Annotated in this window: 9 protein-coding genes and 2 tRNA genes; 8 read left to right on the forward strand and 3 right to left on the reverse strand. The window is 70.6% G+C overall.

The features are described from left to right. Nucleotides 1-25 precede the first annotated feature (25 nt). Complete coding sequence (locus ACFXAE_RS35205; RefSeq protein WP_384723456.1) at nucleotides 26-547, reverse strand: NUDIX hydrolase; 522 nt, start codon at nucleotides 545-547, stop codon at nucleotides 26-28. Then, the gene (locus ACFXAE_RS35210) at nucleotides 544-1,980 is read right to left on the reverse strand and encodes a zinc-dependent metalloprotease (RefSeq protein WP_384723459.1); all 1,437 of its coding nucleotides are present in this window, start codon (nucleotides 1,978-1,980) and stop codon (nucleotides 544-546) included. Before ACFXAE_RS35210 ends, ACFXAE_RS35205 begins: the two co-directional genes overlap by 4 nt. Before the next feature lie 192 nt (nucleotides 1,981-2,172). Here ACFXAE_RS35210 and ACFXAE_RS35215 point away from each other — a divergent pair, with 192 nt between their 5' ends. The 4 genes from ACFXAE_RS35215 (at nucleotide 2,173) to ACFXAE_RS35230 (ending at nucleotide 5,421) form a co-directional block, all read left to right on the forward strand. Continuing rightward, on the forward strand, nucleotides 2,173-3,285 hold the full coding sequence (locus tag ACFXAE_RS35215) for an SDR family oxidoreductase (protein WP_384723462.1): 1,113 nt from the start codon (nucleotides 2,173-2,175) through the stop codon (nucleotides 3,283-3,285). A 93-nt stretch (nucleotides 3,286-3,378) separates the two neighbouring features. Continuing rightward, nucleotides 3,379-3,837 (forward strand): molybdenum cofactor biosynthesis protein MoaE, encoded by a 459-nt coding sequence (locus ACFXAE_RS35220; protein ID WP_384723465.1) that lies wholly within the window; start codon nucleotides 3,379-3,381, stop codon nucleotides 3,835-3,837. 225 nt (nucleotides 3,838-4,062) lie between these two features. Continuing rightward, nucleotides 4,063-4,227: a hypothetical protein gene (locus ACFXAE_RS35225; RefSeq protein WP_384723468.1), complete on the forward strand. Its 165-nt coding sequence runs from the start codon at nucleotides 4,063-4,065 to the stop codon at nucleotides 4,225-4,227. Nucleotides 4,228-4,326: 99 nt separating this feature from the next. After that, nucleotides 4,327-5,421, forward strand: coding sequence for a PDZ domain-containing protein (locus ACFXAE_RS35230; RefSeq protein ID WP_384723471.1), 1,095 nt, complete (start codon nucleotides 4,327-4,329; stop codon nucleotides 5,419-5,421). Between the two features lie 9 nt (nucleotides 5,422-5,430). Here the strand turns inward: ACFXAE_RS35230 and ACFXAE_RS35235 are convergent, their stop codons facing one another. Further along, the gene (locus ACFXAE_RS35235) at nucleotides 5,431-5,973 is read right to left on the reverse strand and encodes a PPA1309 family protein (RefSeq protein ID WP_384723473.1); all 543 of its coding nucleotides are present in this window, start codon (nucleotides 5,971-5,973) and stop codon (nucleotides 5,431-5,433) included. 163 nt (nucleotides 5,974-6,136) lie between these two features. On the opposite strand from ACFXAE_RS35235, the gene ACFXAE_RS35240 reads away from it, so the two are divergent. The 4 genes from ACFXAE_RS35240 (at nucleotide 6,137) to ACFXAE_RS35255 (ending at nucleotide 11,561) form a co-directional block, all read left to right on the forward strand. Then, a complete protein-coding gene (locus ACFXAE_RS35240; protein WP_384723479.1) occupies nucleotides 6,137-9,076 on the forward strand; it encodes a UPF0182 family protein in 2,940 nt (979 codons plus the stop codon). A 55-nt stretch (nucleotides 9,077-9,131) separates the two neighbouring features. Then, nucleotides 9,132-9,205, forward strand: a tRNA-Met gene (locus ACFXAE_RS35245). Nucleotides 9,206-9,428: 223 nt separating this feature from the next. Beyond that, nucleotides 9,429-11,246: a tetratricopeptide repeat protein gene (locus ACFXAE_RS35250; protein WP_384723476.1), complete on the forward strand. Its 1,818-nt coding sequence runs from the start codon at nucleotides 9,429-9,431 to the stop codon at nucleotides 11,244-11,246. A gap of 241 nt (nucleotides 11,247-11,487) precedes the next feature. Beyond that, nucleotides 11,488-11,561 (forward strand) — tRNA-Met (locus ACFXAE_RS35255). The last annotated feature ends 18 nt before the right edge of the window (nucleotides 11,562-11,579 follow it).

Consider the following 11,579-nt stretch of genomic DNA (forward strand, 5'->3'; position numbering starts at 1 on the left):
CGGGTGGTCGCCCCTCACCCCTGTGTCAGACGCCCAGTCTCGTCCGGGTCGCTTCCACCAAACGGGTGACCGAGGTGTCGGCCACGTCCGCCACCTCGTCGTACGGGAACCAGCGCAGGTCGAGGGACTCGTCGCTGATCGCCTCGACGGCGCCGGCCGGAGCCAGCGCCGCGTACTGGACGTCCAGGTGCCAGGCACACGGTGTGTGATGGCGGTCCAGACGCACGGGGCCACCGGCCGCCAGGGTCAGTCCCGTGATGCCGGACTCCTCCGTCGCCTCCCGCAGGGCCGCCGCCGCGAGCGAGACATCACCCGGCTCGCAGTGTCCGCCCATCTGGAGCCACATCCGCAGCTTCCGGTGCAGGGTCAGCAGCACCCGGCCCCGCTCGGGATCGATCACCAGGCCGCTGGCCGTGATGTGACCGTCCGTACAGGCCTTCCACATGCCGTCCGGATGCGCCGCGAGGTGGTCCAGATAGGTCTGGCGCAGTTCGGGCTGGTCCTCGTACCCCTTGAGCACGAGGACCGCGTCGTCGTGGAGGCTCACTCGGCGTCGTCGCCCTTGTTCTCGCCCTCGCCCTCGTCCTTCTTCTTGAGGTCGGGCTTGCCGGCGGCCTCGCCGAGCATCTTGTCCAGCTCGGAGAAGTCGATCTGCTCGCGGTGCACGAACCCGTCCGGGTCGTCCAGGTCGGTCGCCGTCGGCAGCATGTCCGGGTGCGCCCACAGGGCGTCCCGGCCGTCGACCCCGCGCGCGTCGGTGAGCGAGGCCCACAGGCGCGAGGCGTCGCGCAGCCGGCGCGGACGCAGCTCCAGACCGATCAGCGTGGCGAACGTCTGCTCCGCAGGACCACCCGAGGCGCGGCGGCGGCGCAGCGTCTCGCGCAGCGCGTCGGCCGACGACAGCCGGGGCTTGGCCGCGGCGTGCACCACCGCGTCCACCCAGCCCTCGACGAGTGCCAGCGCCGTCTCCAGACGGGCCAGGGCAACCTTCTGCTCCGGCGTGTCCTCCGGCTGGAACATGCCCTGCTGGAGGGCCTCCTGCAGCTGCTCGGGGTTCTGCGGGTCGAACTGTCCGACGACGTCCTCGAGCTTGCCGGTGTCGACCTTGATCCCGCGCGCGTAGCCGTCGACGGCGCCGAACAGGTGCGAGCGCAGCCACGGGACGTGCGCGAACAGGCGCTGGTGAGCGGCCTCGCGCAGGGCGAGATACAGCCGCACCTCCTCCTGGGAGACGCCCAGGTCCTTGCCGAACGTCTCGATGTTCAGCGGCAGCAGCGCGGCCCGGCCGGCCGGGCCCAGCGGCAGGCCGATGTCGGACGAGCCGACGACCTCACCGGCGAGCACGCCGACGGCCTGCCCGATCTGCGTGCCGAACATGGCGCCGCCCATGGAGCGCATCATGCCGATCAGCGGGCCCGCCATGGCCTGCATCTCCTCCGGCAGGACATCGCCCATCGCGTTCCCGACGCGCTCGGCGACCGGGTCGACCAGCTCCCGCCACGCCGGGAGGGTGGCCTCCACCCACTCCGCGCGGCTCCAGGCCACGGCGGAATGGGCGCCCGACGGCAGTGAGGTCGCGTCGTCCAGCCACAGGTCGGCCAGACGGACCGCTTCCTCCACGGCCCTGCGGTCGGCGGGACCGACGCTCGCGTCCTTCGAACCCTCCGCGGTGCCCTGCGAGACGGTCTGCCGGGCGATCTGCTTGGCCATGTCCCAGTTCACCGGCCCGCCCTCGTAGGAGAGCATCTGGCCGAGCTGCTGGAACGCGGCGCCCAGGTCGTTGGGGTTCAGCGACCCGAACATCGCGGCGAACGGATTGTCCGCGCCAGGGCCGCCAAAGCCTCCGGCTCCGGGCGTGCCGAAGCCGAACGGGTTGGCCGGGCCCTGACCACCACCGCTCTGCGGGTCCTTCTTCTTGCCCTCGTCGCCGTCGTCCGGCTCCTCCGGCGGAAGGCCGAATCCGAATGGGGTGTCACTCACGGGTTTCCTCGGCTGGTAGGGCCACCGGTTCTTTCCGGCGGCACGGCTGCCCGACAACACCACCCAGCGTAGACACCTGAAGCGGTTCGGGCCTCGGTGCTTCGCCGACAGCAGGCCTGCGGCAGGATGGATGCCACCTGGTACGTACGCGTCGCTCGCGCTCGTACTGAAGACAACCGCTGGAGACGCCCGGTGAGTTCCCCAGATCCACAGGTTCGCGCAGCGCGAAACAACCCAACCGGTCCCGCGGCGCGCGGGCCCGTCGTCGCGGTCACCGGTGCCGCGTCCGGCATCGGCGCGCTGCTCACCGCACGGCTCGCCGTCTCGGAGGAGGTCAAGCAGGTCATCGCCATCGACGAGCGGCGCGGCGAGTGCGCCGAGGCGCGCTGGCACATCCTGGACGTGAGGGATCCGGCCATCGCGGACAAGCTGCGCGGGGCCGACGTGGTGGTCCATCTCGCGCTCGACCTCGATCTGGAGACCGATGCCGCCGCCCGGACGGCCTACAACGTGCGGGGCACGCAGACGGTGCTGACGGCCGCCGCGGCCGCCGGAGTGCACCGCGTGGTGCTGTGCACGTCGACGATGGTCTACGGAGCGCTGCCGGACAACGAGCTGCCGCTGTCCGAGGACGCGGAGCTGCGGGCCACGGCGGAGGCCACGGGCGTCGGCGACTTCCTGGAGATCGAGCGACTCGCGCGCCGGGCGCCCAGGGCGCACCCGGGGCTCAATGTCACGGTCGTGCGTCCCGCCGTGCTGGTGGGAGGTACCGACACCGCGCTGACCAGGTACTTCGAGTCGCCCCGACTGCTCGTGGTGGCCGGGTCGCGGCCCGCGTGGCAGTTCTGCCACGTCGAGGATCTGTGCAGCGCCCTGGAGTACGCCGTCCTGGAGAAGGTCGACGGTGAGCTGGCCGTCGGCTGTGACGGGTGGCTGGAGCAGGAGGAGGTCGAGGCGCTCAGCGGGATCCGGCGGATGGAGCTGCCGTCGGCGGTCGCGCTCGGCGCGGCGGCCCGGCTGCACCGGATCGGGCTCACCCCGTCGCCGGCCGGGGACCTGGCGTACACGATGTACCCCTGGGTGGTGAGCGGGAGCCGGCTGCACGATGCCGGGTGGCGGCCCGCGCACACCAACGAGGAGGTGCTCGTGGAACTGCTGGAGGAGGTGTCCGGCAGGCACACGGTCGTCGGCCGGCGGCTGGGGCGCAAGGACGCGACGGCGGCGGGCGCCGCGGGAGCGACGGTGGCCCTGCTGGGCGCGGCCGCGGTGGTGCGACGGGCACGCAAGGCCCGGCGCCGGATCTGACGCGCCTTTCGTGGGAGGCTCCGAACGGGCACGCGCGCGTGCCGGACGATGACACCGTTCCGCGTTGTCGCCGGGGTGGGGCACGATGGGGACATGGCATCGACGCACGACCACCCGGGTGAGCAGGCCGCACAGGACCCGATCAAGCTGATCTCGATCCGCGACACGCCGCTGTCCGTGGACGAGGTCCTCCGCGCGGTCGGGGACGACGCGGCCGGCGGGACGACGCTGTTCGTGGGCACCGTGCGCAACCACGACGAGGGCGCCGACGTCGACGAGCTCGGCTACTCGTGCCACCCCAGCGCCGAGGACGAGATGCGGCGGATCGCCGAGAAGGTCGCCGCCGAGTACCCCGTACGGGCGCTGGCCGCCGTCCACCGTGTGGGGGACCTCCGGGTCGGGGACCTCGCCGTGGTCGTCGGCGTGTCGTGCCCGCACCGGGGAGAGGCCTTCGAGGCCTGCCGGAAGCTGATCGACGACCTCAAGCACGAGGTGCCCATCTGGAAGCACCAGCGGTTCTCGGACGGCACCGAAGAGTGGGTCGGCGCGTAGCGCCGTCGTTGAGGGGTGGTGGTCGGGCGGCGGGAGGGCGGGTCGGCGCGTAGCGCCGTCGTTGAGGGGTGGTGGTCGGGCGGCGGGAGGGCGGGTCGGAGTCTGCTGAGGAGGCCCCGGACCTCCGGTTGCGTAACCCCACCCCTGGCGTGAGCGTTGTCACTGCTGATGGTTAATCTGCTGATCAGTCAGTGTTGCGGAGGCTCATGGGGTTGGGAGGTCGGCATGGCGGCGCTTGCCTGGTTGCTGATTCCGCTTGTGGCCGCGATCGGAGCGGGACTGTGGGGCAGTTGGGCCAATCGCACCCGCAAGGTGCGGGGCGACGGCCCCGAGCTCATCGGTTATGCCCGGTTCCGCGAGGCGATGGAGAAGCCGCGCTCGAGCAGCTGAAGGCCGGGAACAACAGGTCACGGCGTACGACGAGAGCAGGGCCGCCCGTCCGGGCGGCCCTGACGGTGCGCTGACAGGCCTGTCCCGTACTGTCGAGGCATGCCACGCCGCACCGCGACGATGCTCGCCTCCACCCTGATGCTGATCGCGCTCCTGTGCGTGGGTGTGTTCATTCCCGTGCCCTACTCGGAGATGTCCCCGGGGCCGACGGTGAACACGCTGGGTGAGCACGACGGTGAGCCGGTGCTGCAGATCGACGGCCGCAAGACCTACCCGACGGACGGTCACCTCAACATGACCACGGTGCGGGTCACCAGCGCCGACTACCGGATGAACCTCTTCGAGGCCGTCTACGGATGGCTCGCGCACGACAACAAGGTCGTTCCGCACGAGACCCTCTACCCCGACGGCAAGACGGAGGAGCAGTCCACCCAGGAGAACGCCGAGGAGTTCAGCCAGTCCCAGGAGAGCGCCAAGGTCGCGGCGCTGAAGGAACTCGACGTCCCGGTGAAGTCCTGGGTGATCGTCTCCACGGTGGTCAAGGGATCTCCCGCCGAGGGCAAGCTGCACGCGGGCGACGTGATCAAGGCCGTCGACGGCAGGGCGGTGCGGGAGCCGGACGACGTCGCCGAGCGGGTGACCGGGCACAAGCCGGGCGAGGACGTCGTCTTCACGGTCGTGCCGGCCAAGGAGCAGGCCGCCGCCGAGAAGGAGAACCGGACGGCGACGAGGACCGAGAAGGTGACGATCACCACCACGGCCTTCGAGGACGACGGCGAGAAGCGCGCCATCGTCGGGATCTCCGCCGGGACCGACCACACCTTCCCGTTCACCATCGACATCAAGCTCGCCGACGTCGGCGGGCCGAGCGCGGGCCTGATGTTCGCCCTCGGCATCTACGACAAGCTCACCCCGGGCAGCCTGACCGGCGGCACGTTCGTGGCAGGCACCGGCACGATCGACGACGACGGCAAGGTCGGGCCGATCGGCGGGATCGAGATGAAGACGGTCGGCGCGCGCGGCAAGGGCGCCCAGTACTTCCTCACGCCCGCCGACAACTGCGCGTCCGCCGCCAAGGACACCCCGGAGGGCCTCACCCTGGTGAAGGTGGACACCATCGACGACGCCCTGGACGCCCTGAAGGACATCCGCTCCGGCGACACCTCGGACCTGCCGACGTGCACGGCGTCCTGACCCGCCCCGTTACTCCTCGAACGTCGCCATCAGCGCCTGAGCCAGGCCCGGCACCAGCTCGGAGCCGGTGAGGACCTCCGTGGCGGAGTCCTTCTCACGCAGTCGCAGAGCCGACTCGCGGGCTCCGTCGCGCAGCACCGCGACCGTCATCCGGACCTCCTGACGCTCCGGGTGCCGCGCCACCCACTTCGTCAGCGCGGCCTCGTCCAGATCCTTCGGGACCTGGGCCTCGGCCGACGGCGGCAGCATCAGCCGCTCCACGGTCAGGGCACAGCCGGTCACCGCGTCGGGCCAGGCGATGGTGCCCAGGAACTCGTCGAGCGGCTTGCCCGTTGGAACCTCGTCCTGCTCGATCGGGGTGAGAGCGGTTGTCTCCTGTTCGTCGCCCAGACCGAGCCGGTCCGCGAGCGAGGGCTGTTCGGCCCGCAGCCGGGCGGTGTCGACGAGGGCGAACAGGCGGGCGGGCTGGTCCCAGCCGAGGCCGGAGACGTACTCGTCGATCTCGAGCACGGCCCGGGTGAGCGGACTGGCCGCCATGGGTGTGTTGGACATGGTCACAATCCTCTCTCGTTCCTGGCCGGAATCGGGAACCGAGTAAAGCGTGAGTAAGTTGCATAGGTGTGGACCCACGATCACGGGTGCCACGCATGGTCCGTGAAGACGCGGGCCTGACGAATCAACAGCGAACTTCGAGGTGCCTACCTTGGCTTTCCAGATGCCGGACCGCGGCGGAGGCCCGACGGGGCCACGGATCAGAGTGGGCCGCCCGTCCCGGCGGGTCCGGACCCTGCTCATGACACTGGGCGTCCTGGCCGTCCTCGGCATGGTGTTCACCATGTTCGCGGGCTTCTGGACCGACTGGCTGTGGTATCGCTCGGTCAACTACTCGTCGGTGTTCACGACGACCCTGTGGACCAAGATCGGGCTTTTCTTCGTCTTCGGTCTGCTGATGGCCCTCGCGGTCGGCTTCAACGTCTGGCTGGCGCACCGGATGCGGCCGCCGCTGAGCGCCATGTCGATGGAGCAGCAGAACCTCGACCGGTACCGGATGGGCATCGCCCCGTACAAGAAGTGGCTGCTGCTCGGCATCACCGCGCTGGTGGGCCTGATCGCCGGCGCCTCGGCGTCGAGCCAGTGGCGGACCTGGCTGATGTGGGTCAACGGCGTGTCCTTCGGCCAGAAGGACCCGCAGTTCAAGCTCGACGTCTCCTTCTACGCCTTCGACCTGCCCTGGTACCGGTTCCTGCTCGGCTTCGGCTTCGCCGCCACGATCCTGGCGCTGATCGCCGCCGCGCTCACCCACTACCTGTACGGCGGGCTGCGCATCACCAGCCCGGGCGCGCGCGCCACGGCCGCGGCCACCGGGCACCTGTCGGTGCTCCTCGGCGTCTTCGTCGCGCTGAAGGCGGTCGCGTACTGGCTCGACCGGTACGGACTGGCGGTGAAGTCCAGCGACTTCAAGGCGACCGACAGCTGGACGGGCCTCAGGTACGTCGACGCCAACGCCTATCTGCCGGCCAAGACGATCCTGTTCTGCATCGCCGTGATCTGCGCGCTGCTGTTCTTCGCCACCCTGTGGCGGCGCACCTGGCAGCTGCCCGTGATCGGCTTCGGCCTGATGGTGCTGTCGGCGATCCTCATCGGCGGCCTGTACCCGGCGATCGTGCAGAAGTTCCAGGTCCAGCCGAACGAGCAGGCCAAGGAAGCGCCGTACGTCGAGAAGAACCTCAAGGCCACGCGTGAGGCCTACGGCATCGACGACTCGCAGGTCACCGAGTACCCGGGCATCAGCCAGACCGAGGACAAGACGCAGCTGCGCGACGACGTCCCCCGGACGGCGAGCATCCGGATCATGGACCCGAACATCGTCTCGCCGACGTTCCAGCAGCTCCAGCAGATCAGGAACTACTACGCGTTCCCGACCAACCTGGACGTCGACCGGTACAGCAAGGACGGCAAGGACCAGGACACGGTCATCGGTCTGCGCGAGCTGAACCTCGACGGCATCCCGAAGCGGAACTGGATCAACGACCACTTCCGGTACACGCACGGATACGGAGTCGTCGCCGCCGAGGGCACCAGCGCCGACGCCGGCGGCCGTCCCGAGTTCACCGAGTCCGACCTGCCGTCCAAGGGCGATCTCGGGTCGTACGAGCAGCGCGTCTACTACGGGGAGCGGACGACGACGTACTCGATCGTCGGCGGGCCCCAGAAGGAGATCGACTACTCCGACGACAGCGGCGAGAAGACGTACAGCTACGAGGGCGACAGCGGGGTCAACCTCGAGAACCCGGTGAACCGGGCCGCCTACGCGGTCGCGTTCAGCGAGCCGCAGATCCTGTACTCGGGTGCGATCGGCGAGGGTTCGCGGATCCTGTACAACCGCACGCCGAAGGAGCGCGTCGAGGCGATCGCCCCGTGGCTGACCATCGACGGGGACGCCTATCCGGCGGTCGTGAACGGCCGGATCCAGTGGATCGTCGACGCCTACACCACCACCAACGGCTATCCGTACGCGTCGCGGACGACCCTCGGCGACACCACGGCCGACTCGCTGACCGCCACCAACGACCAGCGCGCGGTGGTGGCCCAGCAGAACCAGGTCAACTACATCCGCAACTCGGTGAAGGCGACCGTCGACGCGTACAGCGGCGAGGTCAAGCTCTACCAGTGGGACACCCAGGACCCCGTCCTGAAGACCTGGATGAAGGCCTTCCCGGACACGGTGCAGCCGAAGACCGAGATCTCCGGCGCGCTGATGGCCCATCTGCGGTACCCGCAGGACCTGTTCAAGGTGCAGCGCGAGCTGCTGACCCGCTACCACGTGAAGGACGCCACGACGTTCCTCTCGGGCAGCGAGGTGTGGCAGGTGCCGGACGACCCGACCAACAAGACGGGCGACGCGGTACCTCCGTACTACCTGAGCATGAAGATGCCCGACCAGCAGGAGCAGACCTTCTCGCTCACCACGACGCTCACACCGAACGGCCGTGACAACCTCAGCGCCTTCATGGCGGTGAACGCCGATCCGGGCACCGAGGACTACGGCAAGATCAGAGTGCTGAAACTGCCGACCAGCACCACGGCCGCCGGACCCAAACAGGTCCAGAGCCAGTTCAACTCCGAACAGAACATCGCCGAGTCCATCAGGCTGCTGAGAGGCGGCGACTCCGAGGTCGAGTACGGCAATCTCCTGGCCGTCCCGCTCGACGGAGGACTGCTCTACGTGGAGCCGGTCTACGTGCGCGGTGGTGGACTGAAGTACCCGCTGCTGCGGAAGGTGCTGGTGACCTACGGAGGCCAGACCGCCTTCGAGGACACCCTCGAGCAGGCCCTGGACAAGGTCTTCGGGGGTGAGGGCACGACCACCGAGCCGCCACCGGGCGAGGACGAGGGAACCGGCGAGGAGGAGGGCACGACGCCCCCGCCGACGTCCGACAACCCGACGGTCCAGGAGGCGCTGAACGACGCCCAGAAGGCCTTCGAAGCCGGTCAGGAAGCCCTGAAGAAGAACGACTGGGAGGCCTACGGCAAGGCGCAGGAGGACCTGGAGGAAGCGTTGCGCAAGGCCGAGGAGGCCCAGTCGGCAGAAGGAGGCAGCGGCGCCGGCGGCGGGGACAGCGGTCCCGGCCCCAGCGCGAGCCCGAGCAGTTAGCGAGCAGGCTGGTCAAACGCCCGTCCCGCGCCGTGCTACGGTTGTCACACAACGGCGCGGGGTGGAGCAGCTCGGTAGCTCGCTGGGCTCATAACCCAGAGGTCGCAGGTTCAAATCCTGTCCCCGCTACTCACGTCGCGAAGTCGGCGACATCAAAGGCCCGGATTCCTCCAGGAATCCGGGCCTTTGTGATGGACGAACGCATGTACCTGGGCAGGCGACGGCCGTGCCGCCGACGGGAGTTGGCGGATCTGTGTTTGACTTGTCTCTCTGTGGGCATGTCGACAAAACGCTGTAGTGACCTCACTGACTGCGGTATACCGGGTGTACCCAGGTTGCAGGTGGTGCGACGATGGATGGTATGGGGGACAAGGCAACTCTGTTCGGGACAGGGCGTTTTGTGCAGTCCTCCCCTCGGGAGGAACCCCGCGACGAGACGGGGGAGGCCGCCGACGAGGCGGCCGAGGAGCTGCGTCAGCGGCTCGCCGCCGAGGCCGGCGACGTCGAGGCGATGAGCGTCCTCGGCGCCATGCTGCTGCGCCGTGGTGATCTCGACGGAGCCGAACCCCATCTGCGTGCCGCCACCGCCGCGGGCGACCGCGCCGCCGCCAACAACCTGGGTGTCCTGCTGCATCAGCGGGGCTACGCCGACGAGGCCGCGGGCTGGTGGCGGATCGCCGCCGTGGCCGGCTCCACCGCGGCGGCCCACGCGCTCGGCCGCCACCACCGGGAGCGCGGGGACGAACCCGCCGCCGAGTACTGGCTGCGCCAGTCCGCCGAACAGGGCCACACCCTCGGCGCGTACGCCCTCGCCGACCTGCTGGAACACCGCGGGGACACGGACCGGGCCGAGCGCTGGATGCGGGCCGCCGCCGAGCGGGGGCACCGGGAAGGGGCGTACCGGCTGGCCCGCGCGCTGGACCGCAGGGCCGCGCGGGAGAGCGACGACGACGGCGCGACGCTGGTACGGGAGGCCGAGCAGTGGTACCGGCAGGCCGCCGCGCGGGGACACCGCCGGGCCGCGCTGCACCTCGGAACGATCCTGGAGCGGCGCGGCGAGCTCAAGGAGGCCGGCCGCTGGTACCTGACCTCCGCCAAGGACGGCGAGGCCCGGGCCGCCTGCGCGCTCGGCTTCCTGCTGCGCGACGCCGGGGACAGCGAGAACGCCGCCGTGTGGTGGCTGCGGGCCGCGCAGGACGGCGACGGCAACGCCGCCAACGCGCTGGGCGCGCTGCATGCCGAGCGGGGCGAGACCCAGACCGCCGAGCGCTGGTACCGGGCCGCGATGGACGCCGGTGACATCAACGGCGCGTACAACCTCGGGCTGCTCTGCGCCGACCAGGGCCGGACCGCCCAGGCCGAGCAGTGGTACCGCCGGGCCGCGTACGCCGGTCACCGCGAGGCGGCGAACGCGCTGGCGATCCTGCTGCTGCGGGCCGGGGACGAGACCGGTGCGGAGCCGTGGTTCTCCAAGGCCGCGGAGACCGGCAGCGTGGACGCCGCCTTCAACCTCGGCATCCTGCACGCGGGCCGGGGCGAGGAGCGGTCCGCGCTGCGCTGGTACGAGCGGGCGGCGGCCGCCGGGCACATGGAGGCGGCGCTCCAGGTCGGGATGGCGAGGCTGCGGGAGGGTGAGGAGAGCGAGGCGGAGCGGTTCCTGCGGTGTGCGGCGGGCGGCGGCAGTGCGGAGGCCGCGTACCGGCTGGCGACGGTGCTGGATGCCCGTAGACCGCCGGAGCCCGCGCACGAGCTGGGGGAGCCGGTGAACCGGCGCAGCGAGTGCGAGGAGTGGTACGAGCGGGCGGCCTCCCAGGGACACCGGCGGGCGCAGGTGCGGGTCGGGATGCTCGCGGCGGCCCGTGGTGACGTGGTGGAGGCGGCGCGGTGGTACCGCGAGGCGGCGGAGGCCGGGTCGCGCAACGGTGCCTTCAACCTGGGGCTGCTGCTCGCGCGTGAGGGCAGCGAGCCGGAGGCGGCCGTGTGGTGGACCCGGGCGGCCGATGCGGGGCACGGGCGGGCGGCGCTGCGTCTCGCACTGGTCTACGCGCGGCGAGGCGAGCTGGCGGAGGGGCAGCGGTGGGCGGAGCGGGCGGCGGCGCTGGGGCCTCCGGCGGTTACGGAGCGGGCGGCGCGGCTGCGGGACGCGCTGCGTGAGGAGCTGTCGGCGTGAGGCTGGACGGGGGCGCGTGCGGTCCGGCGGCTCCGGGTGCCTCCTCACCCTCGGCTCCTCCCCACCCTCGGCTTCGCTCGAGCGGGGCCCCATGAGCGGGCGGCGCCCCCATCGCCCATCGGTGCCGCCCCGGGGGTACCTCCCAGGGCTTTGAGGCACTGGGGAAGGTGCGGCTGCCCGCAGTGGCGCGGGAACGGATTTGCTTCTGCTGGATGTCTTGACGTAGTGTTCCATTCATCGACGCGGGGTGGAGCAGCTCGGTAGCTCGCTGGGCTCATAACCCAGAGGTCGCAGGTTCAAATCCTGTCCCCGCTACTGAAGGCCGAGGGCCGG

The organism is Streptomyces sp. NPDC059454 (assembly GCF_042749965.1).
In the GTDB taxonomy this organism is placed as follows: Bacteria; Actinomycetota; Actinomycetes; order Streptomycetales; family Streptomycetaceae; genus Streptomyces.

Coding starts and splice junctions, on each gene's coding strand:
- ACFXAE_RS35220 (WP_384723465.1), top strand. CDS start 3,379: ATGGCATCGACGCACGACCACCCGGGTGAGCAGGCCGCACAGGACCCG.
- ACFXAE_RS35225 (WP_384723468.1), top strand. CDS start 4,063: ATGGCGGCGCTTGCCTGGTTGCTGATTCCGCTTGTGGCCGCGATCGGA.
- ACFXAE_RS35230 (WP_384723471.1), top strand. CDS start 4,327: ATGCCACGCCGCACCGCGACGATGCTCGCCTCCACCCTGATGCTGATC.
- ACFXAE_RS35235 (WP_384723473.1), bottom strand. CDS start 5,973: ATGTCCAACACACCCATGGCGGCCAGTCCGCTCACCCGGGCCGTGCTC.
- ACFXAE_RS35240 (WP_384723479.1), top strand. CDS start 6,137: ATGCCGGACCGCGGCGGAGGCCCGACGGGGCCACGGATCAGAGTGGGC.
- ACFXAE_RS35250 (WP_384723476.1), top strand. CDS start 9,429: ATGGATGGTATGGGGGACAAGGCAACTCTGTTCGGGACAGGGCGTTTT.